The organism is Vibrio sp. KUL70, assembly GCF_059725515.1.
This window is the reverse complement of sequence record NZ_AP045834.1, coordinates 468,786-494,945: the sequence shown is the minus strand read 5'-3', so window position 1 is coordinate 494,945 and position 26,160 is coordinate 468,786. Positions and strand designations below refer to the sequence as shown.

The window sequence follows — 26,160 nt, the reverse complement described above, 5'->3', positions numbered from 1 at the left end:
ATTAAATAAAGTTTTTTATTTACTTAGTCATTTTTTGAACTATATTAGTAAACAAATATCTTTATAAAGTTATTTATTTACTAATTAGAGAACACTGGAGGTTCCCATGCAGGCTTATGTTGAACACGCAAATATCACCGTCAGTAATATTGATGACGCCGTCCAATTTATCCAAACCGCGATACCTGAATTTAAAGAGCGCCATCGTGGAAAAACGAATTATCGCTGGTGCCATATTGGTACTGACAACAGTTATATCGCCCTTCAAGAGGTGGTTGAGAGAGAGCAAACCGATCGCTCCCCTTATCTAGATGTGGGTATTAATCACATTGGTATCGTTGTTGATGACGTTGATCGTGTTGAGAAACGCTTATTAGCTGCTGGCTATGAACAGAACGATATCGGAGAGGACAACCCATTTCGCAAGCGCGTCTATTTTTATGATGCAAGCGGTGTTGAGTGGGAGTTCATTGAGTACCTTACTCAAGATGCTGAAAACAAAAATCGCTACGGGGATTAACCAATGAGTCAGATCGGTATTGTTTTCTTCTCTAAGTGTGGTGCAACAAAAGCTGTCGCCCATGCCCTCGCAGAAGGTGTCGAGGCTCAATCTCAATCCGTCACCATGATTGAGGTTTTACCCAGTGAAATTGTAGAAGGTCGCTACATCAACGAGCAAAAAATCAAGCAGCTTGGCGAGTGCGAGGCGATCGTATTTGGATCACCGACTTACATGGGAAGCCCAGCCGCACAATTCAAGGCATTTATGGACGCCAGCAGTGATCCTTACTGTGCTAAAGCTTGGCGCAATAAATTCGCCGCAGGCTTTACCACGGGCGGCAGTCTCAATGGAGAGCAACAACAAACACTATTGAGTTTCTTCACACTGGCGTGTCAGCATGGAATGTTATGGGTTGGGCTCGATGCCTCTAAGCATACCGATAATTTAGGCCTCAATCGCACGGGCTCTAACATCGGCTTAGTGTCAAGTATCGATGATGGTGAAGGTAGCGTAAATGCCAATGACCTACTCACTGCTCGCTACTACGGAACTAGGATCGCAACTCTGGTTCAAGAACTGACAAGTAAACAGTAGAGCCGAAGGTCTGATTGAGATAAGTTGGGAGTATTATTCCCAACTTTCATCAATAATCCTATGCTACTTGAAGGTATTGAAACACTATTAGTACTCAGTAAAGCAAAAACCATGAGCCGTACTGGTAGCCTGTTGTACATCAGTCAGTCAGCGGTCAGTAAACGGATTGCCAACTTAGAAAAGAAGTTAGGTAAAAAGCTGATCGAACCCAACGGGCGACAGATTAAGCTCTCTCCGGACGGCGTTGCTCTTATCGAGAGTATCGGTCCCGCATTCAATGAACTACGTGGACTTATCTACGAACAACAAGAGCTAGAAGATACTACGCTAATCACCTTAGATAGCTCTAAATCACTGATTGCCGGCTACCTCGGTAAGATGATGGGCGACTTTATCCAGCACGATAAATACATCACTATCACCACCAACCACACACCTCGGATCATCGAGCGAGTGCAATCAGGGAAAGCGACGCTAGGATTGTGTGCTGGGGTACTTCCCCCTCACCACGGACTGATGACCTTTCATCTTTTTGACGAACCATTCTACATTGTAAGTTCAACGCATTTAGAGCGTCTACCAGAGCGTGTCATCACCAATGATATGACCAACCCAGCCAATAGCTATCAACTGTCAGTGATTGAGAAGTTTGGTGTTAAGCCACTAATGGAGATGGATGCCTATACCGCAGCCGCGCAGCTAGCATTAGGTGGAATCGGTCCAGCACTGATTCCGCTATCAATCGTCAAAACGCTCAACATTGCTCCTCAGTATCTGTTCAGTTTTAAGGAGCTCAAAAATTTGATTCGCCCGATTCACATCTGCGTGCGACCAAATAGCTATCAATCACCGCGAGTTAAAGCACTGATAGAATCCATTGTTGATGCTGTTCCCAAAGGAGTTTAGAAGCCATCAACATTGACATCACGATCACCAAAGGGCGGATCCACTTTTGTCCTTTGGTAACCACAACCTTGGCACCTAATTGTGCGCCAATAAAGCCGCCAACAGCCATCACTAAACCGAGTTCCCAAATTGGTAGGCCAGCAATAATGAAGAAGATCAGTGCGGCAATATTCGATGTAAAGTTCAGCACTTTGGTACGCGCAGTCGCATCCACTAAAGAAAAGTGACCAATTGCGACAAAGCAGACTGTGAAGATAGAACCGGTGCCCGGTCCAAAGAAGCCATCATAAAAACCCACACCACCACCAACACACAGCGCAAACATCGCCTCCGATACACGTTGCTTCCCTTCGCTGGTCTTAGTTTGTGGGGCTAACAGAAAGTAGAGTGAGATAGCGATCAGTAGTAGTGGGATCAAGCTAGTGAGTAAACTCGCGTCGATATACTGGACTAATTCAGCACCAATAGCAGAACCAATAAAGGTACATAAGATTGCAAAACGCATCTCTTTGATACTGACGATGCCATTTCGGACAAAGTACCAGCTTGCAGAAAAACTACCGAAAGAGCTCTGCAGTTTATTAGTCGCCAACGCTTGAGTCGGCGGAACGCCTGCGGCCAAAAGCGCCGGGAGTGTTAACAGTCCACCACCACCAGCCATCGCATCAATAAAGCCTGCCGCTGTCGCGACAAAAAACAGTATCGCTAGAATCTCAATGGTAATGTCCATGTGTCTCACTCCTTAACGTTGAGAGCACAAATTACCACCGTTACAAAAATGAAAACAACGAAACACGAGACAGTAATCTATTCCATATTTTCATCATTTCATATCTCGCCAAACTAGCAGGCATAAAAAAGGTCGCTCAATTGAGCGACCTTTGCGGCATTTATATCCGTTTAACAGAGATTACGCTTCAGAAGCTTTCACTTGAGCGTGTAGCTCTTGTACTGAAGTGACGCTTGTTTTTGCGTCAGCTGTGTGAGCCATACACGTTGCGAACGCTGCGTTTAGCGTTGTGGTATAGTTCACTTTCTCAGCTAGAGCACCACGACGAAGTACTTTAGAGTCTTCAATCGCTTGACGACCAGCAGCCGTGTTCACGATGTAGGTGTACTCGTTGTTCTTGATGCGGTCAAGAATATGAGGACGACCTTCGTGTACCTTGTTCACTAGACGTGGGTTGATGCCCGCTTCACCAAGGATAACCGCAGTGCCGTGGGTTGCATCTAGTTGGTAACCAAGCTTAGACAGCTTAGATGCCAAGTCAACAACACGCTCTTTATCGCCTTCACGAACAGAAAGTAGCGCACGACCGCCTTCAGGATAAACATTGCCACAACCCAATTCTGCTTTCGCGTAAGCTTCTGCAAACGTTGCACCAACACCCATAACCTCACCGGTAGAGCGCATTTCTGGGCCTAACAGTGGGTCAACACCTGGGAACTTGTTGAACGGCAGTACTACTTCTTTAACAGAGTAGTATGGTGGGATGATTTCTTTGGTGAAGCCTTGAGCTTCTAGAGATTGACCCGCCATAACACGTGCTGCAATTTTAGCGATTGGTGCGCCAGTTGCTTTCGATACAAACGGTACTGTACGCGCTGCACGAGGGTTCACCTCGATTAGGTATACTTTGTTGTTTTTAACCGCAAACTGCGTGTTCATTAGACCGCGAACACCTAGCTCGAATGCTAGCTTTTCAACTTGCTCGCGCATTACGTCTTGGATTTCTTGGCTTAGCGTGTATGCAGGAAGAGAACATGCTGAGTCACCTGAGTGAACGCCCGCTTGTTCGATGTGCTCCATGATACCGCCGATCACTACGCGCTCACCGTCACAGATAGCATCGATATCGACTTCAACTGCGTCGTCTAGGAAGCTATCTAGTAGAACTGGAGATTCGTTTGATACGCTAACCGCTTCGTTGAAGTAGCGACGTAGGTCTTGCTCGTCGTATACGATTTCCATCGCGCGACCACCCAGTACGTAAGAAGGACGTACAACCAGTGGGTAGCCGATTTCACGTGATTTCTCTACCGCTTGCTCCATTGTTGTTACTGTCGCGTTTTCTGGCTGTAGAAGACCTAGACGGTCAACCGCAACTTGGAAACGCTCACGGTCTTCTGCACGGTCGATTGCGTCAGGGCTAGTACCGATGATTGGCACGCCAGCCGCTTCAAGTGCACGAGCCAGTTTAAGAGGTGTTTGACCACCGTACTGAACGATAACGCCTTTTGGTTTCTCAACGCGAGCGATTGCTAGTACATCTTCCAGTGTTACTGGTTCGAAGTACAGACGGTCAGATGTGTCGTAGTCTGTTGAAACAGTCTCAGGGTTACAGTTAACCATGATAGTTTCGTAACCATCTTCACGTAGAGCTAGTGATGCGTGTACACAACAGTAGTCAAATTCGATACCTTGGCCGATACGGTTTGGACCGCCACCAAGAATCATGATCTTGTCTTTATCTGTTGGGTTAGCTTCACACTCGTCATCGTAAGATGAGTACATGTAAGCCGTATCAGAAGAGAACTCAGCCGCACACGTATCAACGCGCTTGTACACTGGGTGGATGTCGTATTGGTCACGTAGACGACGGATTTCGCTTTCCGCAACACCTAGAATCTTAGATAGGCGAGCATCAGCAAAACCTTTACGCTTCAGTTTGTTAAGCTCTTCTTTGTTCAGACCTGCAAAGCCTTTCGCTTTAAGCTCTTGCTCAAGCTTCACGATGTCTTCGATTTGAACTAGGAACCAACGGTCGATTTGCGTTAGATTGAATACACCATCGACTGACATACCCGCACGGAATGCATCCGCGATGTACCAAATACGCTCTGCGCCCGCTTCTTTTAGCTCGTGACGAATTGTTGTTAGTGCGTCTGGCGCATCTAGGTCAACCATTTCGTCAAAGCCAGTCGCGCCAACTTCTAGGCCGCGAAGTGCTTTTTGTAGCGATTCTTGTTGGTTACGGCCGATAGCCATAACTTCACCAACAGACTTCATTTGCGTCGTTAGACGGTCGTTAGCACCTGCAAATTTCTCGAAGTTAAAACGAGGAATCTTAGTTACTACGTAGTCGATGGTTGGTTCGAATGATGCTGGTGTTGCGCCACCCGTGATGTCATTTTGCAGTTCATCTAATGTGTAACCCACAGCCAGTTTCGCTGCAATCTTGGCGATTGGGAAACCTGTCGCTTTAGAAGCTAGAGCAGAAGAACGAGATACACGTGGGTTCATCTCGATGATAACCATACGGCCATCTTTCGGGTTGATACCAAACTGTACGTTTGAACCACCTGTTTCAACACCAATCTCACGCAGTACCGCTAGAGATGCGTTACGCATTAGTTGGTATTCTTTGTCTGTTAGCGTCTGTGCTGGTGCAACTGTGATTGAGTCACCCGTGTGGATGCCCATTGGGTCGAAGTTTTCAATCGCACATACGATGATACAGTTGTCCGCTTTGTCACGAACCACTTCCATCTCGTACTCTTTCCAACCGATTAGAGATTCATCGATTAGAAGTTCGTTTGTTGGAGAAAGGTCTAAACCGCGACGACAGATCTCTTCGAACTCTTCTTTGTTGTATGCGATACCACCGCCAGTACCACCCATAGTGAATGATGGACGGATGATACAAGGAAAGCCAACCATATCTAGAACAGCGTAAGCTTCTTCCATGGTTTTCGCAGTGTCAGCACGTGGACACTCAAGGCCGATAGACTTCATCGCCTTATCGAAACGAGAACGGTCTTCTGCTTTATCGATAGCGTCAGCCGTTGCACCAATCATCTCTACACCGAACTCTTCAAGAACGCCGTGCTTCTCAAGATCTAGTGCACAGTTAAGAGCCGTTTGACCACCCATTGTAGGTAGAACTGCGTCTGGCTTCTCTTTCGCAATGATGTTGCGAACAACTTCCCATTGGATAGGCTCGATGTAAGTTGCATCAGCCATATCAGGGTCAGTCATGATGGTCGCTGGGTTCGAGTTTACAAGAATAACTCGGTAACCTTCTTCGCGAAGCGCTTTACAAGCTTGAGCACCAGAGTAATCGAACTCACATGCTTGGCCGATAACGATCGGGCCAGCACCTAGAATTAGAATACTTTTAATGTCAGTACGTTTTGGCATTGTCTACTACTCCGAATTACGCTGTGTGCTTTTTAATTAGTTCAATGAAGTGGTCGAATAACGGCGCCGCGTCTTCTGGACCTGGGCTCGCTTCTGGGTGACCTTGGAAGCTGAATGCTGGCTTATCTGTGCGGTGGATACCTTGTAGAGAACCATCAAATAGCGACTTGTGCGTTGCACGTAGGTTTTCAGGCAGCGTCTCTTCATCTGCAGCAAAACCGTGGTTTTGTGAAGTGATCATCACAACATTACGATCTAAGTCTTTAACTGGGTGGTTTGCACCGTGGTGACCAAACTTCATTTTCACCGTCTTCGCACCAGAAGCTAACGCTAGGATTTGGTGACCAAGACAGATACCGAAGATTGGTAGACCTTTCTCTAGGAATACTTTTGTCGCTTCAATTGCGTAAGTACATGGTTCTGGGTCACCAGGGCCATTTGAAAGGAAAACACCGTCTGGGTTTAGTGCGAGAACTTCTTCCGCTGACGTTTCAGCTGGAACCACTGTTAGGCGGCAGCCGCGGTCAACAAGCATACGTAAGATGTTGCGTTTTGCACCGAAGTCGTAGGCAACAACGTGATATGGCAATTCTGAGTCTGCTTTCGCTTCAGGAAGTCCACCCGTAAGCGTCCACGAACCTTGTTTCCATTGATACGCTTCTTTTGTTGTAACTTCTTTCGCAAGGTCCATACCTTTTAGGCCTGGGAATTCTTTCGCTTTAGCTAGCGCTAGAGCCTCGTCGATGTTGTTACCCGCTACGATACAACCGTTTTGAGCACCCTTCTCGCGAAGAATACGCGTCAGCTTACGAGTATCGATATCAGCAATACCAACAACGTTTTGCGACTTAAGGTAATCAGAAAGGGATTGTTCATTACGGAAGTTAGAAGCGATAAGAGGGAGATCGCGAATCACAAGGCCTTGAGCGTGGATTGAAGAGGATTCTTCGTCTTCGGAATTGGTTCCGGTATTGCCAATGTGAGGGTAAGTAAGCGTTACAATTTGTTGAGAATAGGAAGGATCAGTGAGGATTTCTTGGTACCCCGTCATCGAGGTATTAAAAACGACTTCACCAACAGCAGAACCGTCTGCGCCAATGGATTCACCGTGGAATACTGTCCCATCTTCTAGGACTAGCAATGCTGACTTTTTCAAGACAACCTCCAGAAATAAAAATGCATTTAAATTGATTTAATTTGCAAATCTACCTTCCTGCAACACCCAAAAGTGCGTGTTTATGGAAATTAGACAAATTGGCGGTATTTTAGTGATGCCCGTGATTTGTGTCAACATTTAACGCAAAAGAAATTAAACATTTGTAGCCACTTATCCAACTTTCTCTTTTAAAGCTCCAAAAGTACTAGTTTCACAGGGCTAACACAGAGAAATTAAGATTTTTTCAACTCTCGATGTCATTTCACTCTAAGTTGCACTGATAGAAATATTGATAAGAAAACGCAAACGTTAAATAAGAAGAGAAAACAATAAATAAAGACAAACTCAAACAAAAAACAACCAAAACAAGACAAAAAACACAACAAACCAAGCGTATTTCCACGACCTTAGTGAAGTTTAATTATCATTAGAATGAGCTAAATAAACAAAGCGCCGGCAATTGCCAGCGCATAATTATCTATTTACAGTTCGTTCAAACCCAGCACATCTGTCATGGTATAAAAGCCTGCAGGTTTACTATCTAACCAAACCGCCGCCTTGATCGCACCGTTCGCAAAAGTCATACGATCGGTTGCTTTGTGGGTAATTTCGACACGCTCACCAATATCTGCAAACATTGCTGTGTGCTCACCAATGATGTCGCCGGCACGAATGGTTGCAAAACCGATCTCATCTTTAGTGCGCTCACCGGTAATGCCTTCACGAGCCCAAACCGCAACGTCATTCAGATCATTACCCATAGCTCCGGCAATCGCTTCGCCCATACCAATCGCAGTGCCTGATGGCGCATCGACTTTATGACGGTGGTGCGCTTCAACAATTTCAACATCACAGTAATCCCCCATTACCTTGGCCGCTTTCTCAAGCAGCTTGAATACTAGGTTAACACCAACACTGTAGTTAGGAGCCATAACAATTGGCATCTCTTTAGACGCAGCGGCAATCACTTGTTTCTCTTCTTCAGAGAAGCCGGTTGTACCAATCACGAGCTTTTTGCCATGCTTCTTGCACAGTTCAATGTTCGCTAGAGTGCTGACAGGCGCAGTAAAGTCGACGATGACGTCAAACTCTTCTACCACTTTTGCTAGATCATCAACCAAGGCAACCTCAAAACGACCTTCACCACACAGCTCACCGATATCGACACCGACCAGCGATGACTCTGGGCGCTCTGAACCAGCACCAACCGTCGCATCTTTGTTTTGATGAGTAGCTTTCACCAAGTTACGGCCCATGCGACCTGCTGCTCCTGCAATTGCAATTCTTACCACTGCATTTATCTCCATTGTTTGGTTTGTCCCCTGCGTACATTCGCAGAGCGACTCAAGTTCACTATCTCTTTAAACTAACAACAATCTCAGACTCAGGCTAGCCCTTACGAGTACTCTTTTACTACACGCTGTAAAATCGGCACGTTTGCTTCTGGGAATTCGTAGTTTGGCAACGCTTCAATCGCAACCCACTGCCCCTGTTGTCCCTCTTTGCCATAAGGCTGCTGCTCGAAAGCAGTGACACAGATGAAATCAAACTTTAGAGACTTGTCTGGATAATCAAACTCTAAGTGTTCAAACAAGCTCTGCTCTGTCACCATAATGCCGATCTCTTCATCAAGCTCACGAACCATAGCTTGTTCAATGGTTTCGCCCTCTTCAACCTTGCCGCCTGGAAACTCCCAAAAGCCGCCTTTGTGTTTATCACTCGGACGCTTGGTAATATAGATTTCCGATTTATCCTGATTGAAGATAATACCCGCTACAATATGGATTCTTTTCATTGATGGTGTTCCTTTCTATATCCGTTATCGCCAACTCACCCATTAAAAACGTCATCCCTAAGAAGGAGGAACGACTGAGTTGGGGATCTAACACGCAAACATTAAGCCAAACAACCAAACTAGATTCCCTATCACGCTCGTGCCTCGCTATAGGGAATAACGGTTCAGTTATCATTCAAAATGACTTAACGACTAAATTCACATACAAAAAGAGCCGCCTAAGCGACTCTTTATATTCTATTTGTCAGTTTTATGAAGCTAAGTTGTAGTGCCTGAGAGCAAGGCGGTGGCACGGAGCTTACGACTGTAAGTGAGTACCACCAACGTAGCTATCATGCGCTACAGCGACGATTCATTAAACTTACGCAATTTTACCATGGCACTGCTTGTACTTCTTGCCACTGCCACATGGACATGGCTCATTACGGCCAACTTTGCGCTCGTCACGTACAACTGGCTGATGCCCTTCTGCTGACTCTTCGCCGTCAGATAGTTGGTTTTCAGCTGAAGCGTGTTGAGCTTGTGCACGGCGTGCCGCCTCTTCAGCTTGAGCTTGACGCTGCGCTTCCATCTTCTCTACTTCTTCTTGTTGCTGAACTCGAACTTTCGAAAGGATAGTAATCACGTCAGACTTAAGCACTTCTAGGAGACCTTCAAACAGCTCAAACGACTCGCGCTTGTACTCTTGTTTCGGGTTCTTCTGTGCGTAACCACGTAGATGGATACCTTGACGCAGGTGATCCATTGCCGCCAAGTGCTCTTTCCACAAACCATCAAGAGTTTGTAGCATGACAGATTTCTCGAAGTTGCGCAGAACTTGTGCGCCAACCACTTCTTCTTTCTGTTTGTAAACATCAACAGCCATGCCTAGGATGCGTTCACGCAGTGCTTCTTCGTAAAGCTTATCGTCTTCGTCTAACCAACCTTGAATATCAAAGTCTAGATCGAAATCGTTTTTCAGACGGTCTTGAAGACCTGAGATATCCCACATGTCTTCTAGTGATTGCGGCGGGATGTATTCATCAATAACTGATGTGAACACATCTTCACGGTTGTGTTCGATCATCTCGCTGATGTCGTCAGAACTCATTAGCTCATCACGCAGTTCGTAAACCACTTTACGCTGATCGTTCGCTACGTCATCGTACTCTAGAAGCTGCTTACGGATATCGAAGTTGCGACCTTCAACCTTACGTTGTGCTTTTTCAATAGAACGAGATAGCATCTTAGATTCAATCGCTTCACCCTCTTCCATACCGCTCTGGATAAGACCAGCCATACGGTCAGATGTGAAGATACGCAGTAGCGAGTCTTCCATTGATAGATAGAAACGAGAAGAACCTGCATCACCCTGACGACCAGAACGACCACGTAGCTGGTTATCGATACGACGAGATTCGTGACGCTCAGTACCAATGATGTGTAGACCACCAGACTCTAGTACTTTGTCATGAACCACTTTCCAATCTGCTTTGATCTTGTCGATCTGCTCTTGAGTTGGGTTTTGTAGTTTTTCAACTTCCGCTTGCCAGCTACCACCTAACACGATATCAGTACCACGACCGGCCATGTTCGTTGCGATAGTCACAGCACCGGGTGTACCCGCTTGCGCTACGATTTCCGCTTCTTTTTCGTGGAACTTCGCATTCAGTACGTTGTGCTTAATTTTTGCTTTTTTCAGAGCGTTCGACAGCAGTTCAGATTTCTCGATAGAAACCGTACCCACCAGCGATGGTTGACCTGCAGCAACACGCTCTTTGATGTCTTCAATGATGGCGTTGAACTTGTCAGCTTCAGTACGATAAACCACGTCAGGCATATCGTTACGAACCATAGGCTTGTTGGTTGGGATAACCACTGTTTCTAAGCCGTAGATCGATTGGAATTCGAATGCTTCTGTGTCTGCCGTACCTGTCATACCTGACAGTTTTTCGTATAGACGGAAGAAGTTCTGGAAAGTAATCGAAGCAAGAGTTTGGTTTTCGTTCTGAATCTTAACGCCTTCTTTTGCCTCAACCGCTTGGTGCAGACCTTCAGACCAACGACGACCAGGCATTGTACGACCAGTGTGTTCATCAACGATAACCACTTCGCCTTCTTCAGTAACGATGTAGTCTACGTTCTTCTCGAACAAGACGTGCGCGCGCAGGGCTGCATTCACATGGTGCAGTAAGCTGATGTTAGCTGGAGAGTAAAGCGTGTCGCCCTCTTCCATCAGGCCGTTTTTCACCATTAGCTCTTCAACAAATTCTTGACCGTTTTCAGTCAAGTGAACCTGTTTAGACTTCTCGTCCATGGTGTAGTGACCTTCACCACGGTACTCTTCTGAGTCTTCTTTATCTTGAAGCTCTAGATGAGGGATCAGAGTGTTGATTCGAGTGTAAAGGTCTGAGCTATCTTCAGCTGGGCCAGAGATAATAAGAGGAGTACGCGCTTCATCGATTAGGATTGAGTCCACCTCATCGACAACTGCGAAAAAGCGTTCACGTTGTACACGGTCTTCCGCGCGGAAAGCCATGTTGTCACGCAGGTAGTCAAAACCGAATTCGTTGTTTGTACCGTATAGGATATCCGCTTGGTAAGCCGCTTTTTTCTCAGGTGGAGCCATGTTTGGTACGTTAACACCAACGGTCATGCCTAAGAATTCAAATAGAGGACGGTTTGTCTCAGCATCACGCTTCGCTAGGTAGTCGTTCACCGTTACAACGTGAACACCCTTGCTTGGAAGTGCGTTTAGGTAAGCAGGTAGAGTCGCTGTTAGTGTTTTACCTTCACCGGTACGCATCTCTGCGATTTGACCAGCGTTAAGAACCATACCACCAATCAGCTGTACGTCGAAATGACGCATGCCGTAAACACGCTTTGATGCTTCACGTACTGTTGCGAATGCTTCTGGTAGAAGTTGGTCTAGTGTTTCACCTTTGTCTAAGCGCTCACGGAACTCAACAGTTTTTGCTTTTAGCTCTTCATCAGACAGAGCCTCAAATGTTGGTTCGTAGTTATTAATTTCTTTTACAATCTTTCTAAGGCGGCGCAGTGTTCTGTCATTGCGACTGCCAATTACCTTTGTCAGCAGCTTAGTAATCATGTGCTTGGAATCTCTTCGTTCTCAGATCGTCCGCGATCTATTTTAAATGCCGTCAGTCTCTACCAGTTGTGAACTCGTGTTAGTTACGAACCAAGGATACTGAGATAAATCTAGTACCTCAGATATTGTGTTGGAGAGTAGAGTTTTCAAGGCTTGAGTTAAAATTATTGGCATCTAGTGTAAGTAATTTTCACCTCAACGACCATTTATGAGGCCATTTGTTTGATGTGGTTTGAACTTTTATTACCAATTGTCGATGGAATAAACAACCTCAAGGCAAACCTAATGCTTATTCCCGTGCTTTATCGCACTTTAACTTTATTACAGATACAAAAAAACCAGGCGCATTGCCTGGTTTTTAAAATCTTTGATTGCAGTTTTACGCCAAAACCATTCCTGGTTCTGCAAAGGCAACTGGAGAGCCTGCTTCTTCTTCGAATGTTGCCCATTCCCAAGCTTCTGCATCAGCAAGAACTGCACGTAGAAGTTGGTTGTTTAGGCCGTGACCCGATTTGTATGCACGGAACTCACCAATGATAGCGTGTCCACACATGTAAAGATCACCAATCGCATCCAGCACTTTGTGAGTAACAAATTCGTTATCAAAACGAAGACCTTCTTCGTTAAGAATGCGGTATTCATCAAGCACGATAGCGTTATCAAAACTACCACCTAGAACTAGGTTCTGAGATTGTAGATATTCGATATCACGCATGAAGCCGAAAGTACGAGCGCGAGAAATCTCTTTAACAAAACCTTGTGAAGAGAAGTCAAACAGAAGACGCTGCTCATCAGCTTCAATCGCTGGGTGGTTGAAGTCGATCTCGAAGTCCATACGGAAGCCGTTGAATGGTACAAACTCTGCCCACTTATCACCGTCTTCAAAACGTACTGGCTTTTTGATACGAATAAAACGCTTCGCTGCATTTTGAGTTTCCACGCCAGCTTGCTGGATTAGATACACAAACGGGCTTGAACTGCCGTCCATGATTGGAATCTCAGGAGCATCTACTTCAACAATAATGTTGTCGATACCCATACCTGCTAATGCTGCATTCAAGTGTTCAACCGTTGAAATACGTACACCTGCGTCATTTACAAGTGCTGTACATAACATAGTGTCACGAACTGATGCTGGATCAGCTGGAAAATCTACAGGAGGGTTTACATCTGTACGACGATATACAATGCCTGTATTTGCAGCTGCCGGGCGAAGAGTAAGTGTGACTTTACGACCAGAGTGGAGACCCACACCAGTTGTTTTCACAATTTCTTTCAGAGTACGTTGTCTGATCATCTGCCTGCCTCTTATCAGTGCTACAAATCACGGCCAGTATTTACCGACCGCGAATTTTACCACTAAATTGACTATAGTCAAATATTGGTTGTTTGTTAATCAGCCTGACGTCGTAAGAATGCTGGAATATCTAAGTACCCACTCTCTTTTTCTGGCTTAGGTGCTGCGTTTTGCGTAGCGCCTGTACCTGAAGAAACAGGTGACGTTGTTGGCTGTGGTTTCACTTGAGGTTTAACCTCAGTTTTTTCTTGCAATGGCTGTGCCACTTTCTCTTCCACTTTTGGTGCAGCTTGTACTGCAGCTTGTGGTTGAGTAGCCGAAGCCACTTTTGCTTTACCACCGGCAACTAACGTAATGTCTGGCTTTCTCTCAGTGCCAATACCTGTTGCTACCACAGTTACGCGGATTTCGTCCGTCATATCTGGGTCTAGAGAAGTACCGATTACTACTGTTGCATTATCAGAAGCAAAGGCTTTAACTGTGTTACCTACGGTTTCGAACTCGTCTAGACGCATATCCAAACCAGCTGTGATGTTAACAAGCACACCACGCGCACCCGCTAGGTCGATGTCTTCTAGTAGTGGGCTAGAAATTGCCGTTTCAGCCGCTTCCTCTGCACGATCTTCGCCTTTCGCGATGCCGCTACCCATCATTGCATGACCCATTTCCGACATTACGGTGCGTACGTCCGCAAAGTCGACGTTAATCATGCCAGGGCGAGTAATTAGCTCTGCAATACCTTGAACCGCGTTCTTAAGAACATCGTTCGCGCTTGCGAATGCTTCTAGAAGTGTGACACCACGACCCAGTACTTTCAGTAGCTTCTCATTTGGAATCGTAATCAATGAATCCACATGTTTAGATAGCTCTTCAATACCTTGTTCAGCAAACGCTAGACGCTTTTTACCTTCGAAGCTAAATGGCTTAGTGACAACAGCGACTGTTAGTACGCCCAGCTCTTTTGCTACTTCAGCAATCACCGGAGCGGCACCAGTACCTGTACCACCACCCATACCAGCTGCGATAAATACCATATCGGCGCCAGTTAGAACTTCTTTAATTCTTTCTCGGTCTTCGAGAGCTGCATCACGGCCAACTTGTGGGTTTGCGCCAGCGCCCAGACCCTTAGTGATGTCACCACCAATTTGGATCACGCTGCTCACGCTAGTCTTGCGAAGTGCTTGAGCATCAGTGTTTACGCTAATGAACTCAACACCTTCAATTGACTCACGTACCATGTGCTCAACAGCGTTACCGCCACCGCCACCAACTCCAACGACTTTAATTACTGCATCGTCAGACATTTCCATCATCGGTTCAAACATGTGTTATCTCCGTTTTCCCTGCAACTCAGGTTAAAACTCTTTTTGTATCCAATTACGCAATCTACCAAACAAACCTGTCATCGAAGGCGCGCTACGCTTTGGCTCGCTGTAATCGCCTTCATCGTTTATTTGGCAGTCTCTTGCGTAATGAAGTAAACCAACCGCCGTAGAATGATACGGCTCTTTAACATAATCGGTTAAGCCACTAACTTCTAACGGCTTACCCACTCGAACTTGATTGCGGAAAACACGTTCCGCACACTCTACTAATCCTTCAATCTGTGCAGCACCACCGGTCAAAACCACCCCGGCAGCAAGATGATGTTTAATACCTTCATCTCTTAACTGTAGTTGAACAGTATCAATAGTTTGATTAACAAGCCCCATTAATTCTGTATAACGTGGTTCAATCACCTCAGAAAGTGTTTGTCTTTGCAAACTACGAGACGGTCGACCACCCACACTTGGGACGTTAACTGAGTCATCCTTGCTTACGAGTTCGCTCAGAGCGCAACCGTGTTTTACTTTGATCTCTTCGGCATCACTGACTGGTGTACCGAATGCGAAGGCAATATCACTGGTTACGGCATTTCCTGCATAGGAAAAGACTTCTGTGTGTCGCAACGCACCACCGGTCCAAATGGAGATATCCATCGTCCCTGCACCAATATCGACCACACACACTCCAAGCTCTCTCTCATCTTCAGTGATTACCGCATTACTTGAGGCAAGCCCTGAAAACACGATCTGCTCTACGGTGAGACCACATCGTTCGACAGCTTTGATAATGTTTCTCGCCATATCACTGTGGCAAGAAATCAGGTGAACACTCACTTCCATTCGAACCCCAGATAAGCCAAGTGGGTTTTTAATACCCTCTTGGTAATCGATGGTGAATTCTTGTGGAATCACGTGCAGAATTCTCTGCTCGTCACCTATTTTAATTGATTTCGCGGTATGGATTGCTCGGTCCATATCGTCCTGTGACACTTCCTCATCCGAGATAGTGCCCATGCCTTTTTCAATTCGGCTTGCGATGTGCTTACCCGATAGTGAGATAAATACATTGCTAATTTGGCATTCAGCCATCAGTTCCGCTTGATCAATGGCACGCTGAACCGATTTAACTACCGACTCTAGGTCGTTGACACCGCCTTTATCCATACCTCTGGATGGGCTCTGCCCAGATCCAATGATATTGATTTGACCATCAGGCAGTACCTCACCCACTAGAGCTGATATGGTTGCAGTGCCTATATCAAGACCAACAATTATGTTGTCATCTGCGGCCTTAGTCATCTGTACTCTCTTCTAACTCTTGCTCTGGAAACCAGCCTACTGCGGCTCCCGTATCATACCTGAGGTCGATGTAGCTCACTCGATTTGCTTTATCACCTAACTCGTTATAAAGCGAAATAAAGCGCTCAACACGCTCATCTAAAGAATCTTTTCCTAGCTCTAGGCGAATACCGTTGTCTAGGATGATTTGCCATGCTCTACGTTCATTCAGAACCAGCGAAGTGATATTCAACCCTACGCTGTTGATCAGCGGGGTGATTTGACGCCACTTGGCGATCACTTCTTGACTCGAATCTTGAGGACCATAGAGTTTGACTCTGTCACCTTCAAGTTGACCTATATCCCCATTAAACACGTCGCCGTTTTCGTTTAGCAACATATTGCCGTTCCAAATCGCGGCAGCTTGGTGCTCAGTCAAAAAAACTTTAATCGTGTCAGGCCATTGCTTACGAATAGAGACAACAGAAACCCATGGAAGTGCCTCTAAACTGTCTTGCAACACATCGATGTCTTGTGACATGAAGGTTCCAATATGTTCAATCTGGCTAAACGCTTGCTGAACATCACTGGCGGAGACATAAGTTAAGTCACCTTGAAGTACAATTTTAGAGAGAGGCAATCGTTGATCGTCCCACATCCAACTTAGAGTGGTATAGAAAAGAAACCCAATGAAAAGCACTACCAAAATCAGAAAAGAACCACCAAAGGCGTGTTTCTTTAACGATGGTAAGCTAAATAGGTGGCGGTTTTCGCTGAAAGTACTTTCTACCAAAACCCGTAGTCCCTGTCGTTGGTTCGCAATTCTATTCCCTATCTTTTCGTAATAGAGGTAAAAGCACTTACTTTAACCTATGAATTATACTGAGCAAAATCAAACTATCAAACGTTGATAATCAGATTTTCGGTTAAATTTGGGTCAAGCGCAAGAAGTGCGCGCTCGACCACAGTATGTGAGAACTTATTCTATTAAGCACTCTGCATTTGATTTATATCTAACTTCAGCGTTTCTAGCTGTTTCGCTACTCGACCAACATCGCCTGCACCTTGTGTTAACACGAGATCACCGCCTTGGATAACATTGGCTAATGTCGAAGGTAGCGCAGTAATATCTGGAACAAAAATAGGGTCGATTTTACCGCGGCCACGAATAGTTCGACTCAATGCACGGCCATCAGCGCCAGCAATCGGTTTTTCACCTGCTGAGTAGACATCAAGCAAGATTAAAACGTCAACCTGCTCAAGAACGTTGGCAAAATCATCGAACAGATCGCGGGTGCGGCTATAACGGTGCGGCTGGAATATCATCACCAGACGCTTGTCTTCCCAACCGCTGCGTGCCGCTTGGATGGTCACGTCGACCTCAGTTGGGTGATGACCGTAATCATCCACCAGCATTGCCACACCTCTTCCGGTTTCGTATTCACCTAAGTGATCGAAACGTCGACCAGTGCCCTGCGTGCCTGCCATAGCTTTTAGGATTGCTTCATCGCTGATGTCATCTTCTGTTGCCACTGCAATAGCAGCCGAAGCATTCAATGCGTTGTGACGACCAGGAATATTGAGTGTGATATCCAGATTCGCTTTACCTTCACGTACGACCGTAAACTTGCCTTGCTGACCTTCTTGGCGGTAGTTCTCAATACGCACATCAGCATCTTCAGAGAAACCGTAAGTAATCACTTGACGACTTACTTGAGGGATAAGCTCACGTACTACTGGATCATCCACACACATCACAGCCTGACCGTAAAATGGCAGATTGTGTAGGAAGTCGATGAAGGTCTGCTTTAACGTTTCGAAGTCACCACCGTAGGTATCCATGTGATCAGCTTCGATGTTAGTAACGATGCTTACCATAGGTTGCAGATGTAAGAATGATGCATCACTCTCATCGGCCTCTGCAATCAGGATGCGGCTTGAACCTAGACGAGCATTGGTGCCCGCACTTTTTACCAAACCGCCATTAACGAACGTTGGATCAAGACCGGCTTCAGAGTAAATCTGTGTGACTAGAGCCGTTGTGGTTGTTTTACCGTGTGTACCTGCCACCGCGATACCGTGACGAAAACGCATCAGCTCTGCGAGCATCTCGGCACGACGCACAATCGGTGTGCGCGCTTCACGAGCCGCAACAATTTCTGGGTTCTCTTCATTGATTGCCGTCGAAACAACAACCACGCTTGCGTTCGCGACATTACTCGCTTGATGGCCAATGTAGACCGTTGCACCCTTGCTAACCAAACGCTCTGTTACTGGGTTTTGAGCAATGTCAGAACCTGTAATCTGGTAGCCTTCGTTTAGCAAGACTTCAGCAATCCCGCTCATACCAGCGCCACCAATACCGATGAAGTGGATAGATTTCACTCGGCGCATCTCTGGCACCATTGCACGAATCTGCGCTAAGTCTTGCGTATGTTCAATCGTCATCAAATTTATCTCGTTATTTTGCTAAAGCTTGAATGGCTTTAGCGACGGTCACATCAGCGTCCAGCTTCGCCGCTTGGCGTGCCTTTGTTGCCATCGTTTTTAATTCATTTCTATCTAGCTGAGCGATAGTCTTCGCTAGCTTTTCTGCCGTTAGATCTGGTTGTTCGATCATCAACGCAGCGCCGCAATCCACTAAGTGGTCGGCATTAAGCGCTTGCTGGCGATCTTTATGCATGAAAGGCACAAAGATAGAGCCAACACCTGCAGCAGAGACTTCAGACACTGTTAACGCACCTGAACGACACACTAATAGATCGGCCCATGCATAGGCTTGCGCTACATCATCAATAAATTCAGTCACTTGAACATTGCACACAGAATGAGAATTATATTGTTCAATAACTTGCTGTTGATTGTTTTTGCCCGCTTGATGCATCACTGTGAAGCCTTCACCAAGCTGACCCAAAGCAACTGGCAAGGTATCATTGAGGATCTTGGCACCTTGGCTACCGCCCATAACTAGGATACGGATATCACCGTCACGTTCCGCCATGCGCTCACTGGGTTCAGGCAGTGCAACAACATCTTCACGTACCGGGTTACCCACAACATCCGCACTAGGGAATGCGCCTGGAAACGCCTGAAACACTTTTTTCGCGATCTTAGATAGCCATTGGTTGGTTAAACCGGCTACTGCATTCTGCTCATGCAGCACCACTGGAATGCCCGATAACCAAGCGGCGATGCCACCTGGACCACTTACATAGCCGCCCATGCCAAGCACGACATCTGGCTGCCATGCCTTAATGTGTTGCTTTGCTTGAAGTATGGCATTAATAATTTGGAAAGGCGCTTTAATTAACTTAGCGATGCCTTGGCCTCGTAGCCCTTTCACCTTAATGAAATCAATCTCGATGCCGTGCTTTGGTACCAGATCGGCTTCCATACGATCAGCCGTACCTAGCCAGCGAATCTCCCAACCTTGCTGTTGTAGCTTTTTCGCGACCGCTAAGCCTGGAAAAACGTGACCGCCAGTACCGCCTGCCATCACCAATAATCTTTTGTTCTTTTTCATGCTGTTACTATTCATTTAATTCGTTTTGATGCTCAGCATCTTGTTGTTCTAATAGGCGACATTCATGGTCAATCCGCAGCAACATAGATACCGCGACCGACATAATGATCAAGCTGGAACCGCCATAACTGATCAATGGCAACGTTAAGCCCTTGGTCGGTACAATACCCGACGCTGCACCGACATTAACCAAAGTTTGGAAAGCAAACCAAATACCGATGCCAAAAGCGAGATAACCGCTAAACACCTGATCGTTTTCAAAGGCTTTCTTACCAATAAAAATTGCTTTAAAAACCAGACTGAAGATCAACATCAATACCAAAGTCACGCCGACAAAACCGAGTTCTTCAGCAAGCACTGCGAAGACGAAGTCAGTATGCGCCTCCGGCAAATACTCTAGCTTCTGAATCGAGTTGCCTAAACCTTGCCCCATCCAATCCCCACGACCAAATGCCATCAGAGATTGGGTTAGCTGGTAGCCACTACCAAACGGGTCATTCCAGGGTTCCCAGAATGAGGTCACACGTCGCACACGGTACGGCTCTATCACAATCAAACCAACAACCGCAGCCACACCAGCGACCATTAGAGCGATAAACTGCGACAGTTTCGCACCAGCAATGAACAGCATGCCAAACAGAGTCACCAACATTACAACCACAGTACCTAAGTCGGGCTGGCCTAGTAGCAACACAGCAAAGGCTCCGAAAACCATAATGGGTTTAGCAAAGCCACCGAAGAAGGTTTTTCTCACTTCATCTTGCTTACGAACCAAGTAACCGGCCATGAAGATAAACAGCGACAACTTCGCGACCTCTGCTGGTTGAAGGTTGAATAACCCCAAAGGGATCCAACGCGATGCGCCGTTAACCGATTTACCAACAGCCAATACCACTACCAGCAAGAAGAAGGATAATCCCAATAAGTACATACTGTATTGAAGCCAGCGCTTCATCGGGATTTGCAGTACTACGCTAGATACACCCAGTGCCAGCAGCAAAAAGATCGCATGGCGGAACATAAAGTGAAAAGGCTGATCGGTTAAGCGAGCACTGATTGGGAACGAAGCAGACGTCACCATTACCAATCCAGTCATCATCAGCCCAAGCGCGATCCAGACCAATTGACGATCGTAAAGCGCCTCTGGCGTTGAGCGGTTAAGCCATTGCCAAATTGAGTGGTTGAGCTGTCTCACTTTCTGCACTGGTTCCCAGTCCTTTAACGATTAAGCGTACTTTTGAGCAAGCTCGGTGAATGCATCACCCCTTGCCATGAAATTACTAAACTGATCGAAGCTTGCACACGCCGGAGACAACATCACCATATCTCCAGCCACCAGCTGTGGTGAGACGGTTTCAATAATCTGCTGCATGGTGTCAAACTTTTGTGCCGATGAATGCAGAGGCATAAACTGGTCAGCATCTTCACCAAAACAGCACAATTGAACGCGGGCGATATTGTTGAGTACCGGTGCAAGCTCACTGAAGTCTGCCCCTTTACCCACACCACCGACTAACAAATAGAGTGTTCCTGCGCACTCTAGACCTGACAAAGCCGCCAAAGTGCTGGCAACGTTGGTTGCTTTAGAGTCGTTAACCCACTTCACATCGCGTTTGTCTGCGACGACTTGGCAACGATGGGTCAGGCCGTTATATGCTTTCAATGCATCAAGACTGTTGGTGTAGTCGATGTTTGCCAGTTTCAGTAGTGCCAAACAAACCAGAGCATTTGATACATTGTGTCGACCAACCAGAGTGAGGTCTTGGGTGCGAATAACGGGTGCGCCATGATCAACAAGCCACTCTTCGCCATCAATCACATCAACGCCGAACTCTTGGTTATCAAAACCAAAGCTTACAACCTGCTGTGAATCGAGCGGATAGGTTTCGCGATCATCACGGTTTACTAGAGCGTATTGCGCATGTTTGAAGATACGGCGCTTAGCATCACAGTAGTCGGCCATGCCTTGATAGCGATCCATATGGTCTTCAGAGAGGTTCAAGAACGCCGCTGCCGCTAATTTAAGGCTGGATGTGGTCTCCAATTGAAAACTCGACAGTTCTAACACATAGAGGTCGGCATCTTGTTCAAGTAGATCCAATGCAGGGACACCTATATTGCCACCAACGCCCACCTTAAGACCAGCAGCTTTGGCAAGTACACCCGTAAGATCTGTCACTGTGCTTTTACCGTTAGAGCCCGTGATTGCCACGACAGGCTTCTCAACCGCCCAAGCGAACAATTCAATATCACCCACAACAGCACCGCCGCGCGCCAACACCGTTTGGATCTCTGGTGTTGCCAGTGCGATACCAGGGTTTGCCACCACAAGGTCGGCTTGTGCCAACCACTCGTTTTGCCAGCTCCCAGAATGCAGAGCAACACCATCCGGCAGTGACTCTTTGCCCGGTGGTTTATCGCGAGTGTCGATCACTCTCACCGTGCAGTGAGGCTGATATTTTACAAGATGTTTAACGACAGAGAGCCCGGTAATACCGAGCCCTACAACCACTACATTTTGAATATTTTGCCAAGGTTCCATTTAAACAAGACGCTCTTAATGTGGATAAAGCCCCGTATTAACGAGGCTTAAAGTGGAGTTAACGAACTTTCAGTGTCGCTAGGCCAATCAAAACAAGAACCATTGAGATGATCCAAAAACGCACGATTACACGCGGCTCTGGCCAACCTTTCAGCTCATAGTGGTGGTGAATTGGTGCCATACGGAAAATACGCTGACCGCGCAGCTTGTAAGAGCCTACCTGTAAAATTACTGATAGCGTCTCCATTACAAATACACCGCCCATAATAACCAGTACCAACTCTTGACGAACCAATACCGCAATCGTACCCAGAGCACCACCGAGTGCTAGAGAGCCAACATCGCCCATGAATACTTGTGCTGGGTAAGTGTTAAACCATAGGAACCCAAGGCCAGCACCGACAATGGCGGTACACACAACAACCAGCTCAGACGTAAACGGGATATAGGGAATATGTAGGTATTCAGCAAAGTTCACGTTACCCGTCGCCCATGCAATAACCGCAAAGCCTGCTGCTACCATTACCGTTGGCATGATCGCTAGACCGTCTAAACCATCTGTTAGGTTAACCGCATTACTGGTACCCACGATAACAAAGTACGTCAACACAATGTAGAGTAAGCCAAGCTGTGGCATCACATCTTTGAAGAAAGGTACAACAAGCTGAGTAGCTGCTGTGTCTTGACCGTGTGCATACAGTGCAAACGCCACAACCAGCGCAATCGCTGACTGCCAGAAGTACTTCCAGCGAGCAATTAGGCCATCGGTGTTCTTACGCACAACTTTGCGATAGTCATCAACAAAACCGACCGCACCATAACCGCCAAGTACTGCCATCACAGCCCATACATAAGGGTTAGAAAGATCAGCCCACAACAAAACGGTAATGATGATCGCAGCCAAGATCATCACACCACCCATGGTTGGTGTACCGCGTTTGCTGAAGTGAGATTCAGGGCCGTCATTACGAACAACTTGACCGATTTGCAGCATTTGCAGACGCTCAATTAAACGAGGTCCCATCCACAGTGACAAGCATAGAGCCGTCAAAATACTCGCGATTGCTCGAAACGAAAGGTATTCAAACAGACGAAAAAAAGAAAAGTGTGGCTGTAGCAGCTCTGCAAGCCAAATAATCATGAAAAGTTCTCCTTTAAAGCAGCGGCAATTTTACTCATTCCTGCACTATTTGCGCCTTTAACTAACAATGTATGCGACGCATTATTTGACAAGCTTAACTGCTGCTCTATATGTGCGATCATCGCTTGATGCGTGGCGAAGTGAATGCCGTTGCAGACCTCACTGATCACCTTTGTATCATCACCGTAAGTGAGTACATGCTCAAAAGCGAATGGGGCAGCATATTCACCGACTTGACGGTGAAGTGCAAGGCTTTCATCGCCTAATTCCGCCATATTGCCTAAAATCAGCCAACGCTGCCCTTTAAAGCTAGACAACAGTTTTGCCGCCGCCTTCATCGCAGGCACGCTGGCATTGTAGCTGTCATCAATTAGCTTAATTTGTTCACTCAGTTGTTGAACCTCAACGCGGCCCTTAACTGAGATTAAGTTTTTCAATCCAGTCTGAATGTCATTCAAACTCGCACCGAACTGGATGCTTAATGCAGCTGCACAAAGCGCATTTGCCACATTATGTTGACCAATAATACCTAGCTCAATGGTGATATCCCCTTGTGGGGTGTGCATCGTAAAGCAGGCTTCACCTTGCTCATTAAGCTCAACTTCGTCGGCAAAATAATCGGCTTCAGGGTTAACATCTGAGAACGTAAGCACTGACTTGTCTGCCAAAACTTCTTCCCAATATGCACCACCATTACTCTCTAAGTTGACGATGGCGGTATCTCCAGCAGAGAGGCCTTGGTAGATTTCACCCTTAGCTTGCTTTACACCATCAATTGAACCGAAGCCTTCAAGGTGCGCTGCGGCCACATTATTGACTACCGCCACTTGCGGCTTCACCAGCTGTGTCGTGTAAGCAATCTCACCGATGTGGTTAGCACCAAGCTCAATCACAGCGAAGTCATCACTTGGTTCACTGCGCAGTAACGTCAGAGGCACTCCGATATCATTATTGAAGTTGCCCGCTGTAAACAGTACTTTTCCGCGCTGCTGTAGAATGCTCGCCACCATCTCTTTGACGGTGGTTTTGCCACAACTACCAGTGATAGCCATTGTCGGTACGTCACATTGAGCATGCACCCACGCACTCAACTGACCCAACGCAAGTTTAGTATCCTCAACAACCACTTGAGTAATATTTAGGTCAAGTTTATGTTCGACTAACAACGCACTCGCCTGCGCCTCAACCGCTTGATGACAAAAGTCGTGCGCATCAAATCGCTCACCAACCAAAGCCACGAACAGAGCACCACTTTGAACGGTACGTGTATCTGTAGATACCGAATGAATCATGGTCGCTTTACCTGCGTCCGCTGATTCAATTAGTTCACCATTTACGGCCTCACAGACCTGTTCTAGTGATACATCAATCATTGTGAATACCTAATAATTGCAGTGCTGACTCTCGGTCAGAGTAGTGCACAGTTTCATCTTTTAATACTTGGTAATCCTCATGGCCCTTGCCTGCCAGTAGGATAATGTCATTGTTACCCGCTTGCTCAAGGGCAAACTTCGCCGCTTGATAGCGATCATGCTCAACGTATGCGGCTTGAGGCTGCTTGAGCCCCACCAGCATGTCTTTGACGATTTCCGCCGGGTCTTCACTGCGAGGGTTATCATCAGAGATAATTATCTTGTCGGCGAACTGTTCCGCCGTCTCCGCCATCATTGGACGCTTGCCTTTATCTCGATCGCCGCCGCAACCAAAAATTGCCCATAAGTTGCCGGAGCAATGCACGCGCAGTGCGGCTAATGCTTTTTCCAGTGCATCTGGCGTGTGAGCATAGTCGACGACGACTTTGGCTTTTTGCGGCGCTTGGAATAATTCCATACGGCCAATCACTGGCTGTAACTTGGGTGCACTATCAACCAGTTGTTGTTTATCAATACCTAAAGCAAGCAGTGTCGCGAACGCCACTAAAACATTCGATGCATTGAATTGACCGATCAAAGGTACCTGCAGTGACCCCGTGCCCCACGCACCATCGAAATCCATACGGATGCCAGTTTCGGCATAAGCCACGTCTGAGGCCCACACTGCATTAGCGCGATCAGTTATAGGATTAAGCGACACGGCAACGGCATCGGATAATTCAGATAACCACGCCAACCCCACTGGATCATCGGCATTAATGATGGCGTGCTGACAGTGATGCTTGGTAAACAGACTCTGTTTGGCTAACGCGTATTCTTCCATCGTGCCATGATAATCAAGGTGGTCTCGACTCAGGTTAGTAAAAACACCGGCTGCGAATTTGAGTGCTTTAACTCGGCCTTGAACTAAGCCGTGTGATGAAATCTCCATCGCGGTATACGCCGCCCCCTGAGCCGATAATTCACTCAAAGTACGCTGAATTTCAATCGCACTACCTGTGGTATTTTTTGCGATTTTCAGGTCGTCGAGAAAGCCATTACCTGTCGTGCCCATAACGCCTGAACGTTGACCAACCAAACCAAGCCACTGAGCGATAAGTTGGGTAATCGTGGTTTTGCCATTGGTGCCTGTCACGCCAATCAGCTGAGTCGCATCCGATTGATAGATACGACCAGCCAGAGCAGAGAGCGCTTGATTCAGATCTTGGATATAAGCGATAGCGACGCCATTACGTAGTTCAACACTACCATGAACATGCTCTTCGCACGCTTGAGCTATCACCGCACGGGCACCTAACTCTATCGCTTTATCGATAAAACGGCGTCCATCGACGGCATGACCAATAACAGCAACGAAAATGTCTCCCGAACTTACCGCTCGGCTATCTAACTCAAGGTGCGTGACCTCGACTTCCGCCAGTTCAGCGCAGTCAAATGCCCCCCAAGGGTTCAGTAAGTTAGACAGTGTTAAACTATTACTCATATCGAATCCTGATTCG

The 26,160-nt window shown here is 46.6% G+C and carries 20 protein-coding genes; 3 read left to right on the top strand and 17 right to left on the bottom strand.

All coding sequences use genetic code 11. The annotated features are described in order from the left end of the window. Positions 1 to 106: 106 nt before the first annotated feature. Genes AC6I7V_RS02220 through AC6I7V_RS02210 form a run of 3 tightly spaced genes read left to right on the top strand, consistent with a single transcriptional unit; the run spans position 107 to position 2,002 of the window. Positions 107 to 520 (top strand): VOC family protein, encoded by a 414-nt coding sequence (locus AC6I7V_RS02220; protein WP_498011251.1) that lies wholly within the window; start codon positions 107 to 109, stop codon positions 518 to 520. A 3-nt stretch (positions 521 to 523) separates the two neighbouring features. Then, positions 524 to 1,096 (top strand): flavodoxin family protein, encoded by a 573-nt coding sequence (locus AC6I7V_RS02215; protein WP_498011250.1) that lies wholly within the window; start codon positions 524 to 526, stop codon positions 1,094 to 1,096. 60 nt (positions 1,097 to 1,156) lie between these two features. Continuing rightward, positions 1,157 to 2,002 carry a LysR family transcriptional regulator gene (locus tag AC6I7V_RS02210; protein WP_498011631.1) on the top strand — a complete coding sequence of 282 codons (846 nt, stop codon included), beginning with the start codon at positions 1,157 to 1,159 and terminating at the stop codon, positions 2,000 to 2,002. Here the strand turns inward: AC6I7V_RS02210 and AC6I7V_RS02205 are convergent. The 17 genes from AC6I7V_RS02205 to murE all read right to left on the bottom strand — a co-directional run bounded on the left by AC6I7V_RS02205 (position 1,953) and on the right by murE (position 26,144). After that, on the bottom strand, positions 1,953 to 2,732 hold the full coding sequence (locus tag AC6I7V_RS02205) for a TSUP family transporter (protein ID WP_255231461.1): 780 nt from the start codon (positions 2,730 to 2,732) through the stop codon (positions 1,953 to 1,955). The two genes, AC6I7V_RS02210 and AC6I7V_RS02205, sit on opposite strands and share 50 nt — an antisense overlap. Before the next feature lie 180 nt (positions 2,733 to 2,912). After that, positions 2,913 to 6,143 (bottom strand): carbamoyl-phosphate synthase large subunit, encoded by a 3,231-nt coding sequence (gene carB, locus AC6I7V_RS02200; RefSeq protein ID WP_255231462.1) that lies wholly within the window; start codon positions 6,141 to 6,143, stop codon positions 2,913 to 2,915. Between the two features lie 16 nt (positions 6,144 to 6,159). Next, positions 6,160 to 7,299: a glutamine-hydrolyzing carbamoyl-phosphate synthase small subunit gene (gene carA / locus AC6I7V_RS02195; protein ID WP_255231463.1), complete on the bottom strand. Its 1,140-nt coding sequence runs from the start codon at positions 7,297 to 7,299 to the stop codon at positions 6,160 to 6,162. A gap of 482 nt (positions 7,300 to 7,781) precedes the next feature. Beyond that, complete coding sequence (gene dapB, locus AC6I7V_RS02190; protein WP_172974216.1) at positions 7,782 to 8,606, bottom strand: 4-hydroxy-tetrahydrodipicolinate reductase; 825 nt, start codon at positions 8,604 to 8,606, stop codon at positions 7,782 to 7,784. An 89-nt stretch (positions 8,607 to 8,695) separates the two neighbouring features. Next, entirely contained in the window at positions 8,696 to 9,094 is a 399-nt protein-coding gene (mutT, locus tag AC6I7V_RS02185) for an 8-oxo-dGTP diphosphatase MutT (protein WP_498011249.1), read from the bottom strand. 361 nt (positions 9,095 to 9,455) lie between these two features. After that, entirely contained in the window at positions 9,456 to 12,182 is a 2,727-nt protein-coding gene (gene secA, locus AC6I7V_RS02180) for a preprotein translocase subunit SecA (RefSeq protein ID WP_261882567.1), read from the bottom strand. Between the two features lie 379 nt (positions 12,183 to 12,561). Further along, entirely contained in the window at positions 12,562 to 13,479 is a 918-nt protein-coding gene (gene lpxC / locus AC6I7V_RS02175) for a UDP-3-O-acyl-N-acetylglucosamine deacetylase (protein ID WP_032553123.1), read from the bottom strand. A gap of 95 nt (positions 13,480 to 13,574) precedes the next feature. Further along, a complete protein-coding gene (gene ftsZ / locus AC6I7V_RS02170) occupies positions 13,575 to 14,804 on the bottom strand; it encodes a cell division protein FtsZ (protein ID WP_261882566.1) in 1,230 nt (409 codons plus the stop codon). A 30-nt stretch (positions 14,805 to 14,834) separates the two neighbouring features. After that, positions 14,835 to 16,103, bottom strand: a complete 1,269-nt coding sequence (gene ftsA / locus AC6I7V_RS02165) for a cell division protein FtsA (RefSeq protein ID WP_255231468.1) — start codon at positions 16,101 to 16,103, stop codon at positions 14,835 to 14,837. Beyond that, positions 16,096 to 16,875, bottom strand: coding sequence for a cell division protein FtsQ/DivIB (locus AC6I7V_RS02160; protein ID WP_255231469.1), 780 nt, complete (start codon positions 16,873 to 16,875; stop codon positions 16,096 to 16,098). Before AC6I7V_RS02160 ends, ftsA begins: the two co-directional genes overlap by 8 nt. 194 nt (positions 16,876 to 17,069) lie before the next feature. Then, positions 17,070 to 18,530, bottom strand: a complete 1,461-nt coding sequence (gene murC / locus AC6I7V_RS02155; protein WP_255231470.1) for a UDP-N-acetylmuramate--L-alanine ligase — start codon at positions 18,528 to 18,530, stop codon at positions 17,070 to 17,072. Between the two features lie 13 nt (positions 18,531 to 18,543). Further along, positions 18,544 to 19,605, bottom strand: a complete 1,062-nt coding sequence (gene murG / locus AC6I7V_RS02150) for an undecaprenyldiphospho-muramoylpentapeptide beta-N-acetylglucosaminyltransferase (protein WP_498011248.1) — start codon at positions 19,603 to 19,605, stop codon at positions 18,544 to 18,546. A 7-nt stretch (positions 19,606 to 19,612) separates the two neighbouring features. Beyond that, positions 19,613 to 20,800 (bottom strand): cell division protein FtsW, encoded by a 1,188-nt coding sequence (gene ftsW, locus AC6I7V_RS02145; RefSeq protein ID WP_498011630.1) that lies wholly within the window; start codon positions 20,798 to 20,800, stop codon positions 19,613 to 19,615. Positions 20,801 to 20,830: 30 nt separating this feature from the next. Further along, entirely contained in the window at positions 20,831 to 22,147 is a 1,317-nt protein-coding gene (murD, locus tag AC6I7V_RS02140) for a UDP-N-acetylmuramoyl-L-alanine--D-glutamate ligase (protein WP_498011247.1), read from the bottom strand. A gap of 58 nt (positions 22,148 to 22,205) precedes the next feature. Next, complete coding sequence (gene mraY, locus AC6I7V_RS02135; protein WP_032553116.1) at positions 22,206 to 23,288, bottom strand: phospho-N-acetylmuramoyl-pentapeptide-transferase; 1,083 nt, start codon at positions 23,286 to 23,288, stop codon at positions 22,206 to 22,208. Then, on the bottom strand, positions 23,285 to 24,661 hold the full coding sequence (locus AC6I7V_RS02130) for a UDP-N-acetylmuramoyl-tripeptide--D-alanyl-D-alanine ligase (protein ID WP_498011246.1): 1,377 nt from the start codon (positions 24,659 to 24,661) through the stop codon (positions 23,285 to 23,287). Before AC6I7V_RS02130 ends, mraY begins: the two co-directional genes overlap by 4 nt. Continuing rightward, positions 24,654 to 26,144 carry a UDP-N-acetylmuramoyl-L-alanyl-D-glutamate--2,6-diaminopimelate ligase gene (gene murE / locus AC6I7V_RS02125; protein WP_498011245.1) on the bottom strand — a complete coding sequence of 497 codons (1,491 nt, stop codon included), beginning with the start codon at positions 26,142 to 26,144 and terminating at the stop codon, positions 24,654 to 24,656. The genes AC6I7V_RS02130 and murE overlap by 8 nt, the downstream gene beginning before the upstream one ends. Positions 26,145 to 26,160: the final 16 nt, after the last annotated feature.

Coding starts and splice junctions, on each gene's coding strand:
- AC6I7V_RS02220 (WP_498011251.1), top strand. CDS start 107: ATGCAGGCTTATGTTGAACACGCAAATATCACCGTCAGTAATATTGAT.
- ftsA (WP_255231468.1), bottom strand. CDS start 16,103: ATGACTAAGGCCGCAGATGACAACATAATTGTTGGTCTTGATATAGGC.
- mraY (WP_032553116.1), bottom strand. CDS start 23,288: ATGATTATTTGGCTTGCAGAGCTGCTACAGCCACACTTTTCTTTTTTT.
- carB (WP_255231462.1), bottom strand. CDS start 6,143: ATGCCAAAACGTACTGACATTAAAAGTATTCTAATTCTAGGTGCTGGC.
- lpxC (WP_032553123.1), bottom strand. CDS start 13,479: ATGATCAGACAACGTACTCTGAAAGAAATTGTGAAAACAACTGGTGTG.
- murC (WP_255231470.1), bottom strand. CDS start 18,530: ATGACGATTGAACATACGCAAGACTTAGCGCAGATTCGTGCAATGGTG.
- AC6I7V_RS02130 (WP_498011246.1), bottom strand. CDS start 24,661: ATGATTGATGTATCACTAGAACAGGTCTGTGAGGCCGTAAATGGTGAA.
- AC6I7V_RS02215 (WP_498011250.1), top strand. CDS start 524: ATGAGTCAGATCGGTATTGTTTTCTTCTCTAAGTGTGGTGCAACAAAA.
- AC6I7V_RS02210 (WP_498011631.1), top strand. CDS start 1,157: ATGCTACTTGAAGGTATTGAAACACTATTAGTACTCAGTAAAGCAAAA.
- murG (WP_498011248.1), bottom strand. CDS start 19,605: ATGAAAAAGAACAAAAGATTATTGGTGATGGCAGGCGGTACTGGCGGT.
- mutT (WP_498011249.1), bottom strand. CDS start 9,094: ATGAAAAGAATCCATATTGTAGCGGGTATTATCTTCAATCAGGATAAA.
- secA (WP_261882567.1), bottom strand. CDS start 12,182: ATGATTACTAAGCTGCTGACAAAGGTAATTGGCAGTCGCAATGACAGA.
- dapB (WP_172974216.1), bottom strand. CDS start 8,606: ATGGAGATAAATGCAGTGGTAAGAATTGCAATTGCAGGAGCAGCAGGT.
- murE (WP_498011245.1), bottom strand. CDS start 26,144: ATGAGTAATAGTTTAACACTGTCTAACTTACTGAACCCTTGGGGGGCA.
- AC6I7V_RS02205 (WP_255231461.1), bottom strand. CDS start 2,732: ATGGACATTACCATTGAGATTCTAGCGATACTGTTTTTTGTCGCGACA.
- ftsZ (WP_261882566.1), bottom strand. CDS start 14,804: ATGTTTGAACCGATGATGGAAATGTCTGACGATGCAGTAATTAAAGTC.
- murD (WP_498011247.1), bottom strand. CDS start 22,147: ATGGAACCTTGGCAAAATATTCAAAATGTAGTGGTTGTAGGGCTCGGT.